A 23511-nucleotide genomic window follows, 5' to 3' on the forward strand; every position below is an offset into this window, starting at 1 on the left:
GGAGAAAGAAGGTATTATTATCGATACAATAATATCGACAAAAATTAACAAAAAATTACTTTCCCAAAAAAAGAGAAAAAAAAGGTGAAAAATATGGCTTTACGACATTTAACTAAAGTATCGGATTTTACACGTGCTGAATGCGAGCAGATCATTGATTACGCAATTCAAATGAAAGCAGATCGTTGGAATCCGAAATATACTTCAAAATTAAAGAATCGAACTCTTTTAATGCTATTTGCAAAACCTTCTTTACGAACTCGAGTTTCATTTGAAACTGGAATGGAACAATTAGGTGGGCATGCTATTTTCTATTCTGTGAAAGATTCTCCTTTAGGAGTCAAAGAAACTATTGAAGATACCACAAAATGTGCGTCTCGATATGTAGATATGATTGCAGCTCGAGTTTTTAAGAGAGAAGAAATACAAAAAATTGCTGCAAATGCTGGAGTTCCTGTAATTAATATGTTAGATGATTTTGCACATCCTTGCCAAATCTTATGTGATTTCCAAACTATAAAGGAAAAGAAGGGTACTTTCGATGGCTTAAAATTATCATTTTATGGTGATTGTCGAAATAATGTTACTTATGACTTAATGCGAATGTGCGCAATGTTTGGAATGAAAATGGATGTTGTTTGTCCATCAGATCCTGAATATGCACCCGAACAAGAAGTAATTAATGAATGTAATGAAATTTCAAAAGATACAGGTGCTGTTGTTCGTGTGATTCATGATGTAATGGAAGGTGCACATGATGCAGACATTATTTATGCAGATTCTTGGATGTCTTATGGGATTCCTAAAGAAGAAGAAGAAAAACGGGTAAAGGATTTGATGCCTTATCAAGTTAATTCCAAGGTAATGGATGCAGCTAAACCCGATTGTATATTTATGAACTGCTTACCCGCGAAACGTGGTTATGAAGAAACTGCTGAAGTAATAGATGGTCCACAATCAATAGTGTTTGATCAAGCAGAAAATCGGCTGCATGTACAAAAAGCAATTATTCTATTCTTACTCAATCTAATGAATTAAGTAGGAATAATTTAGTCTCTAACAAAAAAAGATAATGGCAACAGGTGAAAAATGATGAAAACACTTATCGTAGCTTTGGGAGGAAATGCTTTAATTCAGAAAGGTCAACGAGGAACTGCAGAGGAGCAATTAGCGAATATCCGGATGCCTGTTCGCCAAATTGCCGAGCTCTCACGTGATTATCAAATTGTTATAACTCACGGTAATGGTCCTCAGTCAGGAAATCTTCTACTTCAACAAGAAGCATGTGATGAAGTCCCAAAAATGCCCCTCTCGATTATTGGAGCGCAAACACAAGGTCAAATTGGATTTATGATCGAATCTACCTTAGATGAAGAACTTATGAGAATTGGATTAAACAAAGCTAAGTTATTTTTAACCGTTTTGACCTACACTCAAGTCAAAAGAGATGATCCTGCTTTTCAGAATCCAACTAAGCCCATTGGCCCTGCTTATGAACATCCAAAACCAGGTTTTGTTCATACATCTAAAGGATGGAGACGTGTTGTTCCTTCACCAAAACCTCATAAGATCTTCCAATATCGGGAGATTAAGAGACTTATTGAAGATAATTTTATTGTAATTGCTTGCGGTGGCGGTGGAATTCCTGTAATTAAGGAAAATAAAAAAATCACTGGTGTTGAAGCAGTTATTGATAAAGATTTAGCAACTGCACGTTTAGGTGCACAAATTGGAGCAAATATTCTAATAATTGCAACTGATGAAGAAAAAGTCGCTCTTAATTTTGGTAAACCAGATGAAATCAGATTAGATCGACTTTCTGTATCTGATGCAAAGAAATACTTGGAAGAAGGGCAATTTCCTGCAGGAAGTATGGGTCCTAAGATTCAAGCATGTATTAATTTCTTAGAAGAAGGTGGAGAGCAAGCAATTATTACTTCTATCGACAATATTAAAGCGTCATTATTAGGTAAAGCCGGAACTTCCTTTTACTTAGAGTAAATAGGAATTTTTTTTTTAATTATATGAAAAATATGGTGAATATCATGCCAACATCAAAAGAATATATTGAAATGGATCATAAATATGGTGCACATAATTATCATCCTTTAGAAGTGGTAATTTCACGAGCAGAACGATGCTGGGTCTGGGATCCAGAAGGTCGAAAATATCTGGATTGTCTTTCTGCATATTCCAGTCAAAATATGGGGCACTGCCATCCAGAAATCATAAAAGCAATGGAAGAACAAATTAAAAAAGTAGCTGTTACATCTCGTGCTTTCTGTAATGATCAAATGGGGCCCTACTTGAAAAAACTCTGTGAAATAGTCGGACCTCATCTAAATGATCCGAAGAATTCTGGAATTATGGCTCTACCAATGAATACTGGGGCAGAAGCTGTAGAAACTGGATTAAAAGTTGCTCGCGCATGGGGATATATTAAAAAGAATATTCCTAAAAATCAAGCAAAAATTATTGTTTGTCGCGATAATTTTCATGGAAGAACGATAACAATTGTTGGTTTCAGCACAGATATCCAGCATGGAAATTACTATGGAAATTTTGGACCTTTTACTCCAGGTTTCGAAATCATTTCCTATGGTGATGCTCAAGAATTAGAAGATACAATTCTAAAATTAGGCCCAGAAAATGTTGCTGCATTCTTATTTGAGCCAATCCAAGGTGAAGCAGGTGTTAAGGTTCCAGTAAAAGGATACTACAAAAAAGTCCGTGAAATTTGTTCAAAATACAACGTGTTAATGATTGCAGATGAAATTCAATCTGGGTTATGTCGCACTGGTAAATTATTTGCACTAGATCATGAGAATGTAAAGCCAGATATGTTCCTCCTTGGGAAAGCTTTAGGTGGTGGAGTATATCCTGTATCTGCTATTGTAACCACTGCAGATATAGTCGGACCTGAAGTAATAAAACCAGGAACTCATGGAAGTACATTTGGTGGAAATTCCCTCGCTTGTGCAGTTGCATCTAAAGCATTAGATATCTTGATCGAAGAGAAATTAGCAGAGCGTGCAGCTGAATTGGGTGAATATTTTCAAGAAGGCTTAAGAAAAATAGCATCGAAAGAAACTAAAGTACCTATTAAGGAAGTTCGAGGGCGCGGTTTGTTAATTGCAGTAGAATTTGATGGAAATGCGCGCCAATTTGTTGAACAGTTTAAAGAACACGGAATTTTAGCAAAAGATACTCATATTACTACAATCAGATTTGCGCCTCCCATAGTTATTAAAAAAGAAGAAATTGATTGGGCTTTAGAGCAAATCGAAAAAGTATTAGTTAAGTAGGATGAAATTCTTCAAAACTATCAAGGTACTGCAAAAAGTCTTTGATAAATTTTGAAATTTAATTAATTTAATTAGTCTAACTTCTTTTTTTTTCTTTTTCTGAGAGATGAATCATTCGTTGATAAAGTATTATTAAAATAGATGTTGAAAAGTTCTAACACTATTTTTTCAAAACTGTTTATATAATTTGCAATAAAAATGCAAATATAAATATAAATAATTTGCAATAAAAATGCAAATATATATAAATAAAAAACCTATTTTTTACCTATGGAACGTTATAATCCATGGTGGATAGGAGAAGAAGACGAGAATTTTCAAAATTGGCAACAAAAACAAATAAAATGGGTTCCTGATATAATTAAAAAAATCACATTAGAACCATTTTCTCTTCATTTTTTAACTGGTCCTCGTCAAGTGGGCAAAACAACCACTTTAAAAATATTAATTCACAACTTATTAGAGAATGGTGAAAATCCGCACAATATATTGTATTATCCATGTGATGAATTGATAAATTTTCAAGAATTGGGAGAAATATTAGACATTTTTATTTCTAACCAAATTAGTAGAAATAGTTCTATATCCATTATTATTTTGGATGAAATAACTTTCGTAAAAGAATGGTGGCGCGCAATTAAATCTCGAATAGATCAAAATCTATTCAAAAAATCAATTTTAATAATTACTGGCTCATCTAGTATCGAATTATTAAAAGAAAAAGAAAGATTTCCTGGTCGACGTGGTAATGGGCAGGATTATTTATTACTTCCTTTGAGCTTTCAAGAATATTCCTCACTTTTTTTAAAAGATTTAGTCATCTCATCATTTAATTCATCTTTAACAGTTGAACAAATAATTCAACCAAATTTTATATATAAAAATCGAATTCAAGCTCTATTTCAAGATTATCTTAAAACTGGAGGATTTCCTATCCCAATTCAGAATTATTTTAATTTGAAAAAAATCCAAATGAGTACAAAACGCACTTATCTCGATTGGATTCGTGGAGATCTTCTTAAATTCAAAAAAAATGAAACATACATGAAAGAAATATTCAAATATTTATTAGAATCTCGAGTTTCTCCTATTAGTTGGCTCTCAATCTCAAAAAACACTTCAATCAATTCCCCCCATACTGTTTATGCATATATTGAAACGTTAGCGAACTTGTATTTATTAAATATTCTCTATTTAATTTCACCTGAAAAGCAAATTAAATATCGAAAAAATAAAAAAATTCACTTCATTGATCCATTTATTGTCAAAATATTATCGGAGTATACAAATTCAACTGTTTTAACAGAAAATTTAGTTGAGAGTATTGTAGCTTCACATTTCAGCAGAATTTATCCCACATTTTATTGGAAAAATCACTCTGAAGTAGATATTGTATTACTAATAGATAATATTTTGATAGGATTTGAAATAAAATGGGGTCCTAAGAGATGGAAGAAGCCAATTCATTTAAAAAAAACATCTGTTTTAGAAAAAGATATACTTCCGTTATTTTTAGCATCAATAAAATGGCACTAAGAAGAAACTTATTTGCACATGAAGTGTTTCTAAGCATTATTTCAAATGAAGAAAAATATAATTAATATTTTTATTCCAAAGATTAATGTAATAGGTGAAAAAGGCTATTTTCTTATTCTATATTTGCTTGTTCACATTTTAATTTTAAAGCGGTATATTTTTCTTGAATTTCATTCAATTCATTCTGCATTTCAAGAATTACCTTTGTTAGCTTTGTTATCATCTCGTATGATGTTTCTTTTGATAAAATATTAGTATTATCATCTGCCAAAACGGCTTCCACACCTCTAATATTCAGATGTGTATCAATATACAATGTGGTTAATACATCTTTTTCATGATCTTCAATATTAGTCGGAGATTCGAATTTATGCATAAATGCAAATGTAAAAGGATATTTTACTCGATTTTTTGCAAAATCAGGTTCAAATTTAATTGTATGAATTTTTTTACATACAGGGCATTGATATTGTTTCACGACTAATTTTTTTGAAGAATTAACCATAGTTATTTTTAAGTAAACTTAAAAAAAAAAATTTACTTCTTTACAACTTGATTTGTTAATGTACAAATTTCTTTAAAACTTCTGTAAAAAATTCTTGTTGATGGCTATTACCTGATTTTGATAGTCGAGTAAGAATCAATTCTGGAGTAGAATTTGCAAGATAGTGATATCGGGGATTTCGATCAACAATCAAGTTAAGTTTTTCATCTAAACCTTTAGCTTCAATACCATCTAGTCTAATTTGTCTCCGTGTGTCTCCAGATAATTCTGAAAGTATTAATTCTCCTAAATGTGTTACAAAAATACCAAAGTTTTGTGGATTTGAGAGAATCAGTGTGAATATGCTTGCTAAAACTTTTGCTGCAGCAGTTGGTTCAGTAATTGCTTCTAATTCATCTGCTAAAATTAATTTTAATGATGAAGATTTTGCCATTGAAACAAATTGTAACAGTGTGGTTTCAAATGCTCCTGCTGATATTTGCCCACTTGATTTTTTGAAGAAATACAATTCATCGAATGGAAAAAAGTGAAAACGTCCTAAACTCGGAAATCCCATTTGCGCTAAAATTATTGATTGAGCTGTGGTTAAAAGGCACATAGTTTTTCCTCCAGAATTACTTCCTGTTAATAATGCTAGATTAGCATCAATTGAAATATCTTCTTTTTTATTTTGCGATTCAGAAATAAACCCAATCTGATATGAGATAGGAACAGGTGGTTTTGCTGAAATTGAGGGATCTTTTTGATTATTTAAAAAATTTTGAACTAAACTAAGATTTAACAGTGATTTTCCTGAAAATCCTTTATTATTTTCAACTAGTTTAGGTATTGTCAATTGATATTGTAATGCAAATTCCCCAATACTGAAGAAGAACTCGAATTCTAAAAGTGTTTGATGCAACTCTAGTAGATATTGATGAGTTTGTCGTAATTCTGTAGAGATTTTTCTCATTAAATTAAATCTATGTGTAAAATATCTAGCTGTAATTGCTTTTTCGATAGTAAGAATTCCAGCATCATCTAGATGAAATGGATATTCTAAAAACTCCGGGATTAGTCTAGTAAGCAAATCATCCATAGAATTTGAGAGAAGTAACTCTTTTTTCATGAAATCTAAATTTTTTTGAATTATCTCATTGATTAGTTCATCAACTTCTGCAGGTATATAACTCCGTAAGGATTCTGCAGTCATATCATTTCGAAAAAGATTCAATATTTGTTTCCCTTGAATTTCAATTGATCGATCTCCGATTTCTTGTTGGATCTCTTGATTTATTCGTCCTTCAACTTCAGAAATAATTGAATTAAAGTTTCTATACACTTGTTTATAACTATCAAGGGTTAAATCAATTCCTTCACGTATATCTCCATTTGAATTTAAAATTGATGCATTTTCTTTAATGTGCTTTAATTTTTGAAGATCGATTTTGTCTAAAAAATAATTTAACAATGTTGTTTCTTTTGTACTTTTTAATGCAACTACGATTTTTATCATATTTTGGATGAGATCTTTATTATAACTGAAAAAATTTATAATATGCTCTGGAATTATCTGTTCTTCAGAGATTTCTTGTGGAAGAAAAGTAATTAAATTAGGTAAATCAGGAATTTTACTTAGATTATTTCCTAAATATATTACTACATTAAAATTTCTTGAGTATTGAGATAATAATCCATCTATATCAGAGTTTTTTTCTAAATCGATAAATTCTGTGATTATGGCTTCTCCAAATCTACGCTGCTGTAAATTTTGGATTACCTTCTTTGAATCACTTAGATAAATTCTGCTTGAGATTTTTGAATATGATTCTAATTGTTGTAAATTATTTAATTTTTTCAAGAATGAAGAAAAATTTTGTCTTTCAAGCATTTTATGGTAATTTGAGAAAAATTCAATCGCATTTCTAAAATATTTTTGGCGTTTTTTAATCAATTGGATTTTTGAAGAAGGAAGAGGAAAATAAAAATGTAATTTTTGCCTGGAATATTCTGTTTTCATATATTTGCCAATAAGTGTCTGAATCTGATGGAATATCTCTAACATATCTGGTGTCCTAATAACATCAGAAACAGACAGTTTTTCAGTTAGTTCAAAATATGTTTGAGAAAAACGAAGTGCCTGTTTAAAAGTAAATCCCGGTGCACATCCAATAAAGCCCTTTTTAATTGCATCTAAAGCTTTTTCATCTGAACCATAGTATATGAGTAATTTTTCCATTGTTTTTTGACCAATACCTGGAAAATGAGCTAGATCTATATGGTGGTCAGTATTAAGATGTGGTATTGTTTTTTTTTGAGTAACTGCCATGTTTAAGGGTATTCTGGAAAGTATACATATAAAAAACAAAGAGATTGATAATTTAATAGAATATTTTAATGATTTTGAGCTGAAATTTGTCGGTGAAATCAAAAAGTAATAGGTGGGGTATAAATCTTTGGCGAGTTAATAATATTAAAATAAAAATAAGAGAATGACAGATAACAAGCAAAAAGTTAAAAAATTGACACTAGCAAATGGCAAAAGAAAAAAAATTAGAGTACTTGAGAGTATCGCTTTAATTCCCATTCAGTTACTTGAGTGCGGTATAAATTGTATTCTTTCCATTTGAGATCGCTGTAAGCTTGATATGCTTCATCACCAAGCAATTCACGAGTAAATGTTGATTGCTCCATATGGCGAAGTGCTTCATCTAAACTTGTTGGTATATTATCAATTCCCATATTTTTTAATTCATCTGCAGATAAATGGAACAAATTAACATCAATCGGCTTAGGGGGTTCAATCTTATATTTAATTCCATCTAATCCTGCGTTTAGTAATGCTGCATACTGTAAATAGGGATTTCCCGCAGGATCGGGGCTCCTAATTTCACATCTTGCAGAATTGGCTTTATTAAAGAAATTTGGAACTCTTATTAACATAGATCGATTTTTAAATCCCCAAGCAATTAAAGTAGGTGCTTCATATCCAGGAACTAAGCGTTTGTATGAATTTGGCCATGAATTAAGCAAGGCAGTCATACTGTGGGCATGTTTTAATTGACCTGCAATGAAATAGCGAAGTGTTTTTGAAATTTGATTTGGATCATCTGGATCGAAAAATGCATTTTGGTTGCTATTAATATCCCATAAGCTCTGATGAACGTGCATTCCTGAACCGTTTTGTCCTGCCCAAGGTTTCGGCATAAATGTTGCTAACATATTATGCTGAGCAGCAACAACTTTTACTACCATCTTCATTGTCATCGTAGAATCTGCCATTTTTAATGCATTGTCATATTTCATACTAATTTCATGTTGAGAACGAGCAACTTCATGATGAACAGTTTCTACAGTAATTCCAGGGAATTTTTCTGCGTAAACTGCAATTTTCCGACGAATTAAATGATCTAATTCAGAGTCATCTGCTCCGAAATAACCTCGAAAATCAACAGGTTTTGGTGTCTCAAAGTGATTTCCTTGCTTTAAAAGGAAAAATTCAAGTTCAGGTGCTAAATAAAATTTATACCCCATGTTTGCTGCTTTTTTCAGTGTTTTTTGAAGAATATAGCGAGGATCTCCTGTAAAACGATCACCATTAGGTTTATAGATATCACAGATAAAACGTGCATCGATTTCCCCTTCTTCGCGCCATGGAATCACAGCAAATGTTTGAGGATCTGGAACTGCAACCATATCGCTTTCTTCTAATCTGCCGTATCCAGTAATTGAAGATCCATCAAATCCTTCACCACTATAAAAAAGATCTTCCAAATGTTCAGTATTGATTCCTATAGATTTAGGGCGGCCATCAATAGAAAGAAATTGAAAAAGACAATATTTTATCTCTTTTTCTTGAATTTCATTAAGAATTTTTGAGATTAATTCTCGATTTTCCTGATTATACATTTTTTTTTCCCTACGAAATGACTTTTTTTGTTGAAATTCGCTAAAAGTAATAATTTAAATGCAATAAATTGAACATTGATAAAAATATTTTAGATGCAAGTAAATTATAATAATTATCTATTTATGTTCAATGAATTTAAATTTTTTCTGATATTCTTTTAATATAATGCATATTTCTGTCGAAATAATACACTTTTCCGATCCTTCAATTGGACCAACTAGTTCTTCTTTTTACAGTTTATTTGTAATTTCATTTATCCTTTTTTTATAAATCAATGAATTTTATCGATCAAGAAAACAAAATAATTAAAAAGGATGGAGTTTTGGAGTTAATCTGCTGATGGAGACTCCTACTTGTAATATCGATGAATTGGATGAAAAAATTCTTAGTATCTTAGATCAAGATTCGCGATTAGGTTATACTCAAATTGCAAAAATTTTGAAAAAATCTCATACAACAATTAAAAAGCGATTAGATGAATTACAACGGTTGAAAATTATAAAAAAATATACTATTGATATCGATTTTGAAAAAATTGGTTATGAAATTGTTGCGATTATAGAAGTTTCTATTGCCAAGGGAAAACTACTTGAAGTTCAACAATTAATTGCTTCTCATCCTAATGTATTTGGTGTTTATGATGTTACAGGAGATTATGATAGTATTATTTTGATGCGTTTTAAATCTCGTACGGAGTTAAGCAAAATTATAAAAAAAATTCTTAAATCACCTGATGTCATACGTACAAACACCCATATTGCTTTAACTGTTATTAAAGATAATGTAGATTTTGACAAAATGATAAAATCCCAGAAATGGCAAGAATGGAGTGAGTGGAAAGAAAATAATAATAATGGGCAAAATAGTGAAGAACTAGATGATATTAAAATAGATCCAAGTGAAATTTTAACAGATATTAAAGTTGAATCTCAATTATCTAAATCGAAAAAAAAAGAATAAAAAAAATTACAGATGAATAAATTAGTTAAATACAATTTTTGTTTTATATCCTAATTATATTCTTCCTTCCATAATATTTTCTGCAATTGTAATCGCTTTACTGTAGATCTCATCAGAGATTATTTTTTTAGCTAATGCTTGATCAAGAAATTCTTTATCTATAATTGTTCTCTCTCCCACCATATTTTCAACAATATCTAATTCTAAATCAATGTAATGAATTCCTTTCTTAGTAATTTCAATTGGTGTATTAATATTATAATATCTGCCTTTTATTTCTCGATTACCTGAATAATATGTGGAAATATAATACCAGTTATTATTACCAATTTCAGTCATTGCAAAATCACCACGTTCAATTGGTGTTTTCAATCCATCGTATTTACCTCCAGGATGTAGATTTCTTCTTAGTAAAATCCGAACTGGTAAATCATCTTGCCATTCAATTTCCTGAATATATCCAGATGATAATGAAAATCGTTTACCAGTAAGCTTCTGATGAAGAATATTCATGCGTGAACGTGGGATTAGAAATCCTTTATAATATATTTTAGCAAATTTCTGATCGATAATATTTTGTGCTTTTTTATCTAAACCATCCATCAACATTTCAGTATATTGTAATAACTTATCTAAATTATCTTCTTTTATTGCTTCTTCATCAGAAAAATCTTGACCTTGATATAAGTGCCAAATTCTCTGAAAATGTTTCTGATATAATAAGGATTTGATTTCATGATGATTATTTAACGTAGGGATGATTTCGCGTCGAAGATTATCGAATTGATACTTAATTGGCTTTGGAAAAAGTAAATTTAATGATCGAAAATTTGAATAAATTTCACCAATTTTATTTGGAAATTGAGTTATTATTGTTTGAATTTTTATTAAATCTTGCTCCAATTCTTCAACTTCATCCAATATTTCATCATCTGATGCTACTTCTGCTGCTGTTCGAAAAATAAATCCATATTTCTTATTTCTTTGAATTTTTTTTCCTAAATCAAACAAGTGTTTTTTTACTCTACCTTGTCGAATTTCTTGGCTAATAATGATTTTATTATTATAGGGGACAATAACGATTAGATCTCCTGGAACTGTATAGTAAGATCCCAAACTGGCTTGATTTATTCCGTTATCTTCATGAGTCACTTGAAATATTCCTTCTTTTGCATCGGGAATAAAACGTGAATAGCGTGCTAAGGTAGTATGGAATTCCGCATTAATCTCTGATCCATTTGAGCTTAAATCTTCAGGTATTAGCCGAACTAAAGAATAATTTTGATTCTTATCAGAATTGACAATTAATCCTCTGTAAATTGAATTCTTATGAAACCGCGCTGAATACTGAATCAAGTTAGGAAATTGTTTATGAGTTAGTGGAAATTCTGTGAAATTTTCTTTTTCTAATTCTTCCCATACTTTTTTTTTAAACATTATTGAAATTCCTTGTCGATCCAAACGATCTTTTATAGTAATATCTTTTGAATAAGACCCTTTTGGTCGATATGGAAGTTTAAATCGTTTTTGTATCTCCTCAGAAGGAAAAATGATAGGATAACCTGAGTCAATAAACAATTTCGTTAAAGCTGTTGAATAAATTCCTCTAATAAAGACATTTGGTTTCATCATTAATTGTGTTACCCGCTTTGATAATGATTGGTCAATATTTCTCTAAAAAGCAACAAAAAAGTTAAATATTACGAGAAATGATTTTTATTAATTTTCTTTTGTTTCAAGTAGATTAAGTAATTTTAGTGTATTTCCTAAATTTTTAATTAAAGTTGGGATTTGTGTTTCTTCTTTAATTCCAGTTATTATAACTTTACCTGAAGAAAAGATAAGAAAAACAGTTTTTGGAGAATAGATACGATAAATTAAACCAGGAAATATTTCTGGTTCATAAATTGAATGTTCCAAAACAAGAGAAGCAATATCCAAATTTATATGTGTTCTTAAATTAACTGAAACTACGATATTTACAATTTTATAATTGGGATTTGGTGGAAGATAAATATCAATAAAAGATAATCTTTCATGTATTTTAGCTAAGATTTTTGGAATATATTTTATTTTTTTTAATCCTGTAATTATCATTTTTCCATTTTTAAAAATTAATACTGTTGATTTTAATGTAGGGGGTGTTAGGTGGATGCAAATTCCAGGAAATTTTTTTGGATTTGATTCTACATCATGATATCGTTCAGCTATAAGCGAAAGGGGGATTTCATGATTATAATCAACAGATACCACTATATTTTCTGTTGAAAATGTTGCAGAATATTGTTTTTGAGATTTTTGTGATTTTTGTGTTTTTTGAGATTTTTGAGATTTTTGAGATTTTTGAGATTTTTGTGATTTTTGTGATTTCTGGGAATTTTGAACTTTTTGCTGCTTTTTTTTTTGTAATGATTTATTGATCAACTCACTTCACTTCTTTAACTCTTTAGCTTTTTCAATATTTTATTGGTGTCAACTTTTTTAATTATTTAGATGTAATACTAATTTTATAAAAGGTCAAGATTTTAAAAAAGGCAACATATTTTTCAATTAAAAGCTATCTGGAGACTTTTATTTCATGGGAAAAATTGAATATGAAGGACATTATTATGATTTCGACTGGCTGTCAGTCATGATCTTATTTATCGGGGCTCCTATCATTGCATTATCTATCTGGTTCTCGCACGATTGGGTTTGGCTTCATGGTATCACTGCAAAAATTACAGCATGGCTTCTAAATATAGTTACAAATACTCATAGTGTTGTGATATACGATCCAAAATACTTTCCAACACCTTATTATTTCATTGTTGATGATGTGAATAATTTAGGACTTGGGTGGATATTTTTTGAGTCACTCTGCACTGGAATTCATGCAATTGCTATTTTCTCTGCTGTGATTTTATGTATTCCAGCATCATCTGATCCCGAATTGAAAAAGACAGTATGGCAGCGAAAATTGAAAGCAATTGTAGTTACAACAATAATTTTCTATATTGTAAACATATTACGAATGATTTTACAATTATATCTATATCAAATTGGTTATCAATGGGAAGATGTACACTATCCTATTTCTTCAGCTAGTTCTTTTATTGCAGTAGCATGTGTTCTTGTAATGCATAAATATGTCCCCGAATTTATTATGATGCTCATTTGGATTGGAGATGAATTAAAGAGCTATCGCCGTAAAGGAGACATCAAAGAAAAGATCGATACAAATAATGATAATGATGAAAAATCAAATGAGGATGAATCTGAAAAAAAGAAAGAAGAAAAGCCAATAAAACAAAAAGAGTCAGAAACACAACCTAATTGAAGTAAAATTGCAAAAATATTTGACAAATTCTTCGTATGAAATATAATCATAAGGAAAATTGAATAACTTTTTTCGTTCTCACTTTTTTATCTTATTATTATTAATGTTATTATAATTAATGTAATTATAATCTTTACAGTGAATTATTTTATATAAAGAATAAGCAAATTATGAATCTTTTTCTGAAATTTTGGGAATTCCTTTTCTAATATTTCGCCACATTCGTTGTTTTTTGAGTAGAATAAAGCGAAAAATATAAAATCATTTACTTGAAATTTATATAAAAAGACAAAATCAGTATTTGAAAATTGATATTTACTCACACCTCCTTTAATTTCTGGATGAAGATTGCTGAATTGATGCGCAATTATGGTGAATTGAGGCGCAGCTATTTCAAAAACTTGATTTACTGAAAGATATTTTCGCATCATTTCATGTTTTCGTTCAACTGATGCAATAACTAACCCATTTTCATTCAATAAAAGACTGCTGATAATATTATGTTCTGCGGTGAAATCACGTAAAATATGTTCAAGTAATGGTCGATTTGGTGAAAGTTGTCTTAGTCCATAGCTAAAAGCGTTTAGAACAGAGTATATAGAAAAAATTGATGTATGAAAGAATTTATAAGGATGATCTCGTAAAATGCCAATCATATTATTTTTAATTTTTGATAAGTTTTGTAAAATATTTTCTTGCTGACTTATATCTTCATCAAATTTTGTTAATATAAAGATAATTGGTATTTTTTGCTTATTTTCTTCACAAATATCCAATATTTTAGCTAAGAATTCTAAATTTTCTTCTATTCGAGGATTTTGAACATCTATAAAATAATATAACACATCAGTTTCAAAAATAAATATATCAGATTTTTGAAGTATTTCTTCACGAATTTCTTTTTTGCCGGGTATATCCCATTTAAGAATAGTAGTTCCCAGAAAATCTAAAGCATCTTGAGTCGGCTTGGTTGTCGGAAGTAAAGAAGGAAGTGCGCTAAAATTCCGTTTTATTGTTAATAAAAAGCTGGTTTTACCAGTATTTTCTAGTCCTGTAAATAGAATTTTAATCCGGCGGTGTTTAGTAACAGGGGAAATCGGTTTACTTTGAATGGATTGAAGTTTTTCAAAAAATTCGATAAAATTAGGAAGAATTTGTGGAAAAATTGGAGCAGCTTCCGCTTCAGATGTGATATTATATTGCTTTATGGTATCAATTAAAAATTGAGCAAATTTTCGAGTAGGTTCCTTTAAACGAGGAAGACTATCATAAATAAAGCTTCTATGATGTTCAGGAATAAACAATGTAAGTGTAATGGGGGAATATCGTTGTGAATTTTTGGAGAAATAATAAGTAAAATAGGTAAACCCAATTGTATGTATATCAGGATAAGGAAGAACACCAAAAATTTCGTTTTTTTCTAGATGGTCTTCTTCAGAACTTTCTAGAGAATAATCACTTAATAATAGAGCGATACTTTTAATTGCAACTTGCATGTAACTTTGTTGAGTGAAGTCAGAAGTAATATAAACTTCCTTTAAATCTTTAATACGACCATCTTTAGGAACAGGAAAGCCAAAAATCGCTTCTGGACCCATTTGGCCAAAAATAGAAAAAACACTCCCTTTAATGATGAGATTTTCTGTTTGTTTTTGCACCATAAATACTCCCTTATTATATAATTAGCTCTATTGATGTAAAATATCTTTTTTATTTTTGATTCGTTGATATATGTAGATAGTTGGTTATTTTTACTTAAATAATGTATGAAAGTATTCTCTATTTGAAATTTAATCAATTCTTTATACAATAATTGGGAAGTATAACTAATGGAACAAAAAAAAATAAGCAATAAGCAAAAGTTATATAATATTTATAACCATTTTCATCAATCAAGAAATATCAGTGAAAAAAGAAGATTAAATCCAATTTTACAGAAAATCCAAATGGAAAGTTATTCTCCGCATATTGTCCAGAAGAATTTAGGAGAAGATGCTGCTATAATTCCTTCAAAAAAATCAAATTCTACACTTTCATTGATTACTACTGATGCAATTCTACCTGAATTTGTAAAAAAATCACCGTTTGGTGCTGGTTTTTCTTCTATCTATGTCGGAATTGATGATATAATTGCATGTGGTGGCAATCCTACTGCCTGCAGTATAATTGTTGCTTTTCCTTCCCATAAGATAGGAAATGAAATAATGCGTGGAATTTTACATGGAACAAAAATATTTAAAGTTCCATTAATTCGAGGACATTCTATCACTGACTCAGAAAACCTTTTTTTATCTTCAACTATAGTAGGTGAATGTCCAGCGGAATACTACATTTCTTCTAAGAGTGCTCAAATAGGTGATTTTTTAGCAATTGTTTGGGATAGAGAAGGATATCCTGCAAAAGCTAACCCAATGTATTGGGACACAATTACAATGAAAACCAGCGAAGAATTTTATAAAAAGCGAATATTTTTTCAAACATTAGCAAAGAAAAGACTTATTCATTCAAGTAAAGATATTTCAAATGGTGGAATTTTAGGAACTTTATATCAAATGATGCAATATAATGGATTGGGGGCTAAAATTGAGTTAGAACAGATTGAAAAAGCAGTTGAACAAACCCAAATGCCATATTTATTCGAAGATTTTCTATTTTCATTTCTTACATCTGCATTTTTAATTAGTGGATCAAAAGAAAATATCGATGAAATTCAAAAAGAAATTAGAAATTGTAAAATGGAATTTACTATGATTGGAACAGTTCAGAACGAACCTGAAATTTATATACAATTTTATAATTTGCAAAAGAAATTGATTAAAATTGATTAAAATAGATCAGTAATTGTTAATAAAATCTTTTTTTATGACATAATAATAAATGAAGTGTTAAAAGTAATAAGTGATTGAAATTATGGAGAATTTTAAAAATTTTAAGCTTATTGTTAGTGTTTGTGGTTCAAAGACAATATCTAAGGAAATATACAAAATTTCAGAGGAATTGGGAAGATTACTCGCAGAGAACGGCTTTATTGTAGCTTGTGGTGGACTAGCTGGAGTCATGGAAGCTGTAGCTAAAGGTGCTTTTTTAAAAAAAGGAATTGTTATTGGAATTCTTCCATCTGCTACTAAAGAATCTGCAAATCCCTATATTTCAATTCCAATTCCAACTGGAATGGGAGAAAGTAGGAATGTAATATTAGTTTCTATGGCTGATGTTGTGGTCACTGTTTCAGGAGCTTCAGGTACTTTGAGTGAAATCGCTTTAGCATGGAAAATGGGGAAAAAAATAATCTGTCTATCCCATACAGGAGGATGGTCTGAAAAATTGGCAGGAAAATCAATAGATGATACTCGTACTGATAGAATTTTTAATGCTCATTCAACACAAGATGTGATTAAATTAATTAAAAATATTTATCAGTAAGTGCACCCATTTCACAATCAAAGTATGCTCCTGCAAGATAAACCTTTTTTGAATATATTGCTAATTTATCGAAAATTTCTCGTTTAAGAGTTGAGAAATTTTCTGAGGTTTTAGCTGAAACTGATATTATTGGAATGTGCTTATTCTGGTTAAATTTTGTCAAACATTCTATTTCATCGTTAGTAAAAGGAAATATCTCTATTTTATTCCGAATTAATATAAATTGAACTTTATCTTTGTTTAGATCTTGAATTTGAACAATAATATTATTAAAAAAAACTGCTTCATTTTCAGAAAATAAATCAGTTACTAATAATACTAATTGTGTATCTGCTAAAAATGGAGATATAAGTAAATTTGAAATAGATGTGCCTCCAAAATCAAAAAAATGAGCATAAATTGCTCTTTTTGAATAATCTTTAAGCATGAAATCAACACCAAGGGTTGGGAAATAATCTTTAAAATAGTCCCCACTAATTAAACGAGAAAGAATTGCAGTTTTTCCTACAGCTGCACGCCCAATTAATATCACCTTCACTTTTATTTGAATTACAATTCTTCCTCCAAAATTGTTTTTTAATATTTTGTTGTGTATATAGCAAAAGTAAATGCTAATTTTACAGAAAAATAAATACTTTATGAATTTTTAAAAATAAAAGAATTTCGGTGTCTGATTTGTGTAGATTAGTTTGGAAAATATATTCAAAAGATTTTTTCTTTATCGGAAAAATTTTTAAAGTTGAAAAATAATTCCTTTTTAATCAATTGGGAGATATTATCTTTCAAAGCAATAAAACGGAAAAATAAGGGGAAAAATAGAATAAAACTAAAAAAAAAAAAAAGTTGAATTCTTATGAAAAAAAAAAATAAAATAATTCTGCTCTCAATTTTATTCTTGATTGCTGTGAGTAGTACTAATTTTGGGGTAGCTGATCTATCCTTATCAACAAATACAACCATTACTATAGAAGGAACAGAGCAAGATGATTCATATACAAGGCTTGCATTGATTTCTGCAAAGAATACTATTAATGATATTTACGTTTCAGGAAATAAACCCGGAATGTTCTCTTTTACTGATAAATATGGAAATCCATACATGGGATATCCTATTATAAGCAATGATATTCGACAGTATCCCCAATATATTGGTAGTGTTAGTTATTTTTCAAGTAATTACATTGATCCATGGGAACAAGTTAACTGGATGAAAGTTGAAAATGCTACTGAATTAGATGGAGAGACTCCTAGATACAATATTTCAATGAAATTTAATAACATTGGTGAAATTGCACCAAATGAAATAAGTTACTTCAGATTAGATGCAATATCTATGCTCAATTTGCAATTTAACTTGATAGTCAATCAGAAAGGGCTTCATATTCTATATTTTGATCATGATGATGTCTCTACAATTATCGCTCTTTTATCTCCATCTGGAAATCATGTTGACTTTTCATTCCAAAATCTACCTGAAGTTGCACCAGGAGGTGATCCATATCGAACTATGTTAATTTTTACCGCTGATGAATTAGGATTATATCAGTTAAATTTCATACCGAAATCTAAAGATATTATCCTAGAGTTACAAGAAATTTCACCTACATCAAAAATAGAATATGGTTCTTATATTACATATAAGTCAGAAGATTATGATAAGATTAACCCAGGCAGTCTACAATCTAAAGATTCTCTACCGATTCAATCTTATGCTATTAATGTTGAAGCCAATCAAATATTAAATTATAATTTCGATTTTATTTGGGGTCAAGCGAGTTCTGCTTATATTCAATTGGCAATTCCTACTCCAAATGGATATGATTTAAGGCCAATAGTCGCAGATGGAGAAGATCACGCAGAGTTCATTTCGTATAGTGGAACAGCATATCTACAAGTGATTTATAGGGATTTTTACTACTGGGCTGGTTCAATCCCTGTTCGAGATCTCTGTTATTATAATTTTAATATAAATCTTATAAATCCATCTGAATATACTTTAGGTTCTACTCAATTATTAGAAATTTCTGTACAAAATCCTAATAATGTCTGGAAATTTCATGTAAATGAGAGTGTAAGTGCCTATTTAAACGTTTCAATTATTGCTGGTAATCCAAAATACACATTGGATTCTGCACCTTCATCAAGTATATATTATAAAGATTCATCTGGAAATGTTCATACTTGTTTAGAATTAAGTGAATTATATGGTGCGCATCTATATTCATTTGATCCTGGAGATTATTACATTTTTTTCACGCATTCAGGAATTGGAATAAATAATGAATATGTTGAATTAAAATCTGTAATTACTAAGAAATTTGCAGATTTAGCTCATAAAAATCTAACAATAAATGACAAAATCATTGCAATCTCTGAAAAATCAAGATATTCATTAGATCATATTGCTTCAATTGATGGAGATGGTAGTTTTCTTGAACCTTTTGTTGTAAATTTCACTTATGAAGATCCAATTTTGTTTGGAGTTAATTTAAGTATTGTTAGAGCTGATAACTCTGATTTTGAAAATTACCCATTTCGGATAAGATTTAAATATTCGTTAGTTCAATTATCAAAATTTGATAATTTTACCTATATTGATAGTAATTCAGGTCAATCAAGTTCGATTTTGCTGGATACAGATGAAGAAGAAAGTGTTGGAATTAATCAATATCTCTTTGAAGATAGTTCTCTATTTATTTCAAAAAATGGAAAGGGATTACTTGCGATATGGCCATACCAAGCAGAAATTGATCTAGGTAGTGGATTTGTGAGTTATAATGATTCATTAGATGTTCGTGTTTGCTCCTATAGTTCAAAAGATACTTTTAAAATCCACTCAATATCTGAAATTTCTGAAGTAAATCGTCAAATTGGACCAAGTTTAGATTATGATACTGTATATTATACAACTATATCATCAATTAATATCTCCCAAACTAATAAAATATTAATTGATGTAAATGCATCCCGGCAATTTGATTGGTATCAATTTATATTAAATTCGAATATGTCTGCTTCAGGAATATTATGGATTGCTCTTTTATATAATAATGTATGGTCTACTATATCAGGTCCTGGTACTAATAATCAAGATTTTATTGTTTTTGGGTCATCAAATGCAAACCAATCATTTGAGCTAGGAATTGCGCCAAAAACTTTCAAAATATACATCCAATTTACTGATCCTGCATCTGAAGTTATTTCTTACAGATTCCGTCTTTCTCACTATAATTTAACTGTTCTTCATTCTCCAATTTACACCCCAGATTATAAAGCCCCATTACCTAAATGGGTATTACCTGCAAGTATTGGAGGAGGCGCAGCAGTGATAGTAGCAGGAGCTGTTATTTTAATAATAAAGAAGAGAAAACGATTTTAGATTTTTACTTTCTGTAAATTTTTTTTGTTTTTTTTTGTTAGACTTAATAATGACAATTTCTTATTGAACATACATAAACAGAAAAATTATCTGAAGTTAAGTTTTAATAGGAAAAAATGTAACTTATTACCATTAAATAAATTAAAGGGATAATTTTGACAAAAGAAGATTCAATAGATACATCTCAAATTCCGCCTTTAGAAGCGATGTTAAAAGAAAAATCTGCTTTGGAAGAAAAAAGAGAAACTGAAGATAAAATCCTTTTCACAGGACTTGATAATTCAGGAAAAACATCGATAATTTATTCATTAAAAAGAGAAATCTCACAGATTGCACTTCTTAAACCCACTCGACAAGCGCAACGGCAAATATTTAAATATTTAGGAAAACAGATCTCTGAGTGGGATCTTGGAGGACAGGAACTTTATAGAATTGCCTACTTGAAAGAACCAACAAAATTCTTTGATCATACATCAGTTTGCATATATACAATTGACATACAAGATTCAAAACGATATGACGAAGCACTTTCGTATTTTAAAGATGTGATTATTCAATTTAAAAAATTGCAAATCAATCCTCTTATCTACGTTTTCTTTCATAAAGCAGATCCTGAATATTTAAAGTTGAATAGTGTTCACATAAAGGGTAAGCTTATTGATTTGCAAGAACGGATTAAGAAAATTGTAAATGAAGAATTCAATGTTACTTTCTTTGAAACAACGATTTATGAACTTTGGACAATTATGTCTTCTTTTTCTCAGATTTTGCTTCAACTTTATCCACTTTCACATTTGTTAGATGAAACTATTGGGCAATTTAGCAATAAAGTGAATTCTGATGCATCAATTGTTTTAGATCAAAATTCTTTATTAATCGCTAAGTACTTTAAAGATGAAACTTCTAAACGTATTATTCAAAATTCAACACCATATTTTCTTACTCTTCTTGATTCTTTAGATAAAAATTCAGGTGAATCGAGAGAAATGTTAGTAAATCGAGCTGAAAAGCAATTTTTTATTGCTCGCTTTCCTTTGGAAAAAACAAGTGGTTGGATTTATTTGATAATTATGCGTGAACAAACAGAATCTCCAATTTCTCAACAAGAAATTGAAGCATATATAAAAATTCTTTATAGTATTCTATAATACCGAAAAAAAATTTATTTTATATTTATTTTTAACATCTTTTTTATTATATTAAGGAAAAAAAATATCAAATTTTATTCTAGCATTTCTCTTTTTATTTTTAATTTATCCAGATCTCCACCAATAACTGTAATAAAAGATAATTCATTGCATTCACGACAAAATAGTGCCGAACGTTGGATAAGTTTATTCTCTAAAATTTGGCAAAAACTATTTTGAAAATCAAGTTTTTTAACAATATTTGTACTATGGCAATTTGGGCATAATGAAATATCAGTAAAGTAGGGAAAATTTGCTTTTTGAATAATATTTGATACCATTGATGAGCTACGGGATTTAGAAAGATCCGTAACATTTGATGTTCCAATTAATGCATTTTCATATTCTGATTCACTTGATAAACTTGTAGTTTTTTCAATTCTACGAACAAATTGGCCATCTCTAATTACCAAAGTATAATCTGCAATTTTTCTAAGAGCGGGGTCATGAGTTACTATTAGGAGTGCTTTATTTGGATTTGATGCCATAAATTCTTGAAAAACTCGCATGATATTTTCAGCTGAAACTGAATCGACATTGGCTGTAGGCTCATCTGCAATTATAATGGATGGATCGTTAGCGAAGGCCATTGCAATTGAAAGTCGCTGCTTTTCTCCTCCAGATAAGGTGCTTGGTCGATGATGTTGGCGATTTTCTAATCCTACTTTTTTAAGCAATTCTCCAACTCTGGTGCGGCGTTCTGATTTTGATAACTTTCCTAAAACGACCATAGGTAATTCTACATTTCCTGCAGCTGTTAAACTAGGTATAAGATTAAAAGATTGGAAAACAATACCAATTTCTTCTTGTAGTAATTTTTGAATACCTTCATCCCTTAATTTTGTGATTTCCATACCTTTAATTTTTACAGAACCTGCATTAGGACGTTCAATCCCGCAAAGACAATTCAAGAGGGTAGTCTTTCCAGAACCACTGGGTCCCATTATTACAATAAGTTCTCCAGGATAGATTTTTAAATCGATTCCTCTAAGTGCCATTACTTCAATTTTCTTTTGTTTGAAAATTTTATACACTCCAGACATTTCTGCAATTGGTATTCGTTCTGCCTCAGATTTTGTAGATTGACCAATAGTTGTCAAACCCTTTCCTCCATATTATCATAGGTGTGAAATTTTATAATTCTTCTCTCCAAATTATAATTAAGTTAATTGGAAGGAGAAATTTCATCTGATGAATAATGAATATTTTGAAAAGAATAAAATTCAGCTCCCAAAACACGAATTAGAAGTTCTAGCTGCGTTTAGAGAATTGATAGGTGAGTCACTTCCTGTAATTGATAATTTTCGCTATTCTTCATTCGGGATAAAAATTCAAGATGGAAAAATTAAAGGAATTGGTTTATACGGGAAAAGTATCAAGAATTTGCCTGAAATAATCGGACAGCTAAATAATTTAGTTGCTTTAATTGTTCAACATAATGAACTGCAAGAATTGCCATCTTCACTTTCCAATATCTCAACTTTACAGTACTTAGATGCTTCTGAAAATCATATTCAAGAGTTACCAGAGAATTTTGGAAAGTTAGAAGCATTAGAAACACTAAAAATGAAGAAAAATAAGCTTACAAATTTGCCAGAATCTTTTGGTAATCTTCAAAATTTAAAATTTCTCGATTTATCAGATAATAAAATCGAAAATTTACCAGATACTTTTTCTTCTCTTAAAAAATTATATATCTTAAGGTTAAGTTGTAATAAAATTAAATATATCTCTATTCCATTTAGGAATTTCACTCATCTTCGCGAGATGTATTTAGAAGAAAATGGTTTGTTGAATTTTCCATCTGATATAGGTGAATTAAACAAATTAGAAACGTTGTATGCCAATGATAATAAACTCTCATTTTTACCTAAATCAATAGAAAATCTCAGTGCTCTAAAAATATTGGATGTAAATAATAATCGACTTCAATCTTTACCGAAAAACATTGGAAATCTTAGCAACTTAGAAGAACTTCTTCTTGATAATAATCGAATCTCTCAAATTC

19 protein-coding genes are annotated in these 23511 nt (G+C 29.8%); 11 read left to right on the forward strand and 8 right to left on the reverse strand.

The genetic code is table 11. The features are described from left to right. The first annotated feature begins 93 nt into the window (after positions 1-93). The 4 genes from argF (at position 94) to ACXLDF_RS09115 (ending at position 4841) form a co-directional block, all read left to right on the forward strand. On the forward strand, positions 94-1038 hold the full coding sequence (gene argF, locus ACXLDF_RS09100; RefSeq protein ID WP_457558203.1) for an ornithine carbamoyltransferase: 945 nt from the start codon (positions 94-96) through the stop codon (positions 1036-1038). Positions 1039-1089: 51 nt separating this feature from the next. After that, positions 1090-2001, forward strand: a complete 912-nt coding sequence (arcC, locus tag ACXLDF_RS09105; protein ID WP_457558204.1) for a carbamate kinase — start codon at positions 1090-1092, stop codon at positions 1999-2001. Positions 2002-2045: 44 nt separating this feature from the next. Then, on the forward strand, positions 2046-3305 hold the full coding sequence (gene rocD / locus ACXLDF_RS09110; RefSeq protein WP_457558205.1) for an ornithine--oxo-acid transaminase: 1260 nt from the start codon (positions 2046-2048) through the stop codon (positions 3303-3305). Positions 3306-3575: 270 nt separating this feature from the next. Then, positions 3576-4841 carry an ATP-binding protein gene (locus ACXLDF_RS09115; RefSeq protein WP_457558206.1) on the forward strand — a complete coding sequence of 422 codons (1266 nt, stop codon included), beginning with the start codon at positions 3576-3578 and terminating at the stop codon, positions 4839-4841. A 112-nt stretch (positions 4842-4953) separates the two neighbouring features. Here ACXLDF_RS09115 and ACXLDF_RS09120 read toward each other — a convergent pair whose 3' ends face one another. From ACXLDF_RS09120 to glnA, 3 genes are all read right to left on the reverse strand, one after another. Further along, complete coding sequence (locus tag ACXLDF_RS09120; RefSeq protein ID WP_457558207.1) at positions 4954-5346, reverse strand: hypothetical protein; 393 nt, start codon at positions 5344-5346, stop codon at positions 4954-4956. Between the two features lie 55 nt (positions 5347-5401). Then, positions 5402-7654, reverse strand: a complete 2253-nt coding sequence (locus ACXLDF_RS09125) for a hypothetical protein (protein ID WP_457558208.1) — start codon at positions 7652-7654, stop codon at positions 5402-5404. 224 nt (positions 7655-7878) lie between these two features. After that, positions 7879-9234: a type I glutamate--ammonia ligase gene (glnA, locus tag ACXLDF_RS09130; protein ID WP_457558209.1), complete on the reverse strand. Its 1356-nt coding sequence runs from the start codon at positions 9232-9234 to the stop codon at positions 7879-7881. A 340-nt stretch (positions 9235-9574) separates the two neighbouring features. Here glnA and ACXLDF_RS09135 point away from each other — a divergent pair, with 340 nt between their 5' ends. After that, positions 9575-10195, forward strand: coding sequence for an Lrp/AsnC family transcriptional regulator (locus ACXLDF_RS09135; RefSeq protein WP_457558210.1), 621 nt, complete (start codon positions 9575-9577; stop codon positions 10193-10195). Positions 10196-10249: 54 nt separating this feature from the next. Here the strand turns inward: ACXLDF_RS09135 and ACXLDF_RS09140 are convergent, their stop codons facing one another. Further along, complete coding sequence (locus ACXLDF_RS09140) at positions 10250-11827, reverse strand: DUF402 domain-containing protein (protein WP_457558211.1); 1578 nt, start codon at positions 11825-11827, stop codon at positions 10250-10252. Positions 11828-11914: 87 nt separating this feature from the next. Next, positions 11915-12619 carry a TATA-box-binding protein gene (locus ACXLDF_RS09145; RefSeq protein ID WP_457558212.1) on the reverse strand — a complete coding sequence of 235 codons (705 nt, stop codon included), beginning with the start codon at positions 12617-12619 and terminating at the stop codon, positions 11915-11917. Positions 12620-12773: 154 nt separating this feature from the next. Between ACXLDF_RS09145 and artH the strand changes: the two genes are divergently transcribed. Then, a complete protein-coding gene (gene artH / locus ACXLDF_RS09150) occupies positions 12774-13514 on the forward strand; it encodes an archaeosortase H (protein WP_457558213.1) in 741 nt (246 codons plus the stop codon). Positions 13515-13657: 143 nt separating this feature from the next. On the opposite strand, the gene ACXLDF_RS09155 is transcribed toward artH, so the two are convergent. After that, entirely contained in the window at positions 13658-15175 is a 1518-nt protein-coding gene (locus ACXLDF_RS09155; RefSeq protein ID WP_457558214.1) for an ADP-ribosylation factor-like protein, read from the reverse strand. Positions 15176-15343: 168 nt separating this feature from the next. Here ACXLDF_RS09155 and ACXLDF_RS09160 point away from each other — a divergent pair, with 168 nt between their 5' ends. Beyond that, on the forward strand, positions 15344-16342 hold the full coding sequence (locus ACXLDF_RS09160) for an AIR synthase related protein (RefSeq protein WP_457558215.1): 999 nt from the start codon (positions 15344-15346) through the stop codon (positions 16340-16342). Positions 16343-16424: 82 nt separating this feature from the next. Further along, positions 16425-16937 carry a TIGR00725 family protein gene (locus ACXLDF_RS09165; protein WP_457558216.1) on the forward strand — a complete coding sequence of 171 codons (513 nt, stop codon included), beginning with the start codon at positions 16425-16427 and terminating at the stop codon, positions 16935-16937. Here the strand turns inward: ACXLDF_RS09165 and ACXLDF_RS09170 are convergent. Continuing rightward, positions 16918-17475: an ADP-ribosylation factor-like protein gene (locus ACXLDF_RS09170; RefSeq protein WP_457558217.1), complete on the reverse strand. Its 558-nt coding sequence runs from the start codon at positions 17473-17475 to the stop codon at positions 16918-16920. The genes ACXLDF_RS09165 and ACXLDF_RS09170 overlap by 20 nt on opposite strands. 315 nt (positions 17476-17790) lie before the next feature. On the opposite strand from ACXLDF_RS09170, the gene ACXLDF_RS09175 reads away from it, so the two are divergent. Both ACXLDF_RS09175 and ACXLDF_RS09180 read left to right on the forward strand, forming a co-directional pair. Beyond that, positions 17791-20316 (forward strand): hypothetical protein, encoded by a 2526-nt coding sequence (locus ACXLDF_RS09175; protein ID WP_457558218.1) that lies wholly within the window; start codon positions 17791-17793, stop codon positions 20314-20316. Positions 20317-20471: 155 nt separating this feature from the next. Next, positions 20472-21464, forward strand: coding sequence for an ADP-ribosylation factor-like protein (locus ACXLDF_RS09180; protein WP_457558219.1), 993 nt, complete (start codon positions 20472-20474; stop codon positions 21462-21464). A 74-nt stretch (positions 21465-21538) separates the two neighbouring features. Here the strand turns inward: ACXLDF_RS09180 and ACXLDF_RS09185 are convergent, their stop codons facing one another. Next, positions 21539-22603 carry an ABC transporter ATP-binding protein gene (locus ACXLDF_RS09185; RefSeq protein WP_457558220.1) on the reverse strand — a complete coding sequence of 355 codons (1065 nt, stop codon included), beginning with the start codon at positions 22601-22603 and terminating at the stop codon, positions 21539-21541. A 91-nt stretch (positions 22604-22694) separates the two neighbouring features. On the opposite strand from ACXLDF_RS09185, the gene ACXLDF_RS09190 reads away from it, so the two are divergent. Next, positions 22695-23511 (forward strand): leucine-rich repeat domain-containing protein (locus ACXLDF_RS09190; RefSeq protein WP_457558221.1); only part of this gene is annotated, 817 nt, incomplete at its 3' end.

Source organism: Candidatus Harpocratesius sp. (assembly GCF_054039255.1).

Excerpts from the sequence above, each read along its gene's own strand:
- glnA (WP_457558209.1), bottom strand. The coding sequence starts at position 9,234 with ATGTATAATCAGGAAAATCGAGAATTAATCTCAAAAATTCTTAATGAA.
- ACXLDF_RS09160 (WP_457558215.1), top strand. The coding sequence starts at position 15,344 with ATGGAACAAAAAAAAATAAGCAATAAGCAAAAGTTATATAATATTTAT.
- ACXLDF_RS09125 (WP_457558208.1), bottom strand. The coding sequence starts at position 7,654 with ATGGCAGTTACTCAAAAAAAAACAATACCACATCTTAATACTGACCAC.
- ACXLDF_RS09165 (WP_457558216.1), top strand. The coding sequence starts at position 16,425 with ATGGAGAATTTTAAAAATTTTAAGCTTATTGTTAGTGTTTGTGGTTCA.
- ACXLDF_RS09175 (WP_457558218.1), top strand. The coding sequence starts at position 17,791 with ATGAAAAAAAAAAATAAAATAATTCTGCTCTCAATTTTATTCTTGATT.
- ACXLDF_RS09140 (WP_457558211.1), bottom strand. The coding sequence starts at position 11,827 with ATGATGAAACCAAATGTCTTTATTAGAGGAATTTATTCAACAGCTTTA.
- ACXLDF_RS09115 (WP_457558206.1), top strand. The coding sequence starts at position 3,576 with ATGGAACGTTATAATCCATGGTGGATAGGAGAAGAAGACGAGAATTTT.
- arcC (WP_457558204.1), top strand. The coding sequence starts at position 1,090 with ATGATGAAAACACTTATCGTAGCTTTGGGAGGAAATGCTTTAATTCAG.
- rocD (WP_457558205.1), top strand. The coding sequence starts at position 2,046 with ATGCCAACATCAAAAGAATATATTGAAATGGATCATAAATATGGTGCA.
- ACXLDF_RS09155 (WP_457558214.1), bottom strand. The coding sequence starts at position 15,175 with ATGGTGCAAAAACAAACAGAAAATCTCATCATTAAAGGGAGTGTTTTT.
- ACXLDF_RS09135 (WP_457558210.1), top strand. The coding sequence starts at position 9,575 with ATGGAGACTCCTACTTGTAATATCGATGAATTGGATGAAAAAATTCTT.
- argF (WP_457558203.1), top strand. The coding sequence starts at position 94 with ATGGCTTTACGACATTTAACTAAAGTATCGGATTTTACACGTGCTGAA.
- ACXLDF_RS09120 (WP_457558207.1), bottom strand. The coding sequence starts at position 5,346 with ATGGTTAATTCTTCAAAAAAATTAGTCGTGAAACAATATCAATGCCCT.
- artH (WP_457558213.1), top strand. The coding sequence starts at position 12,774 with ATGGGAAAAATTGAATATGAAGGACATTATTATGATTTCGACTGGCTG.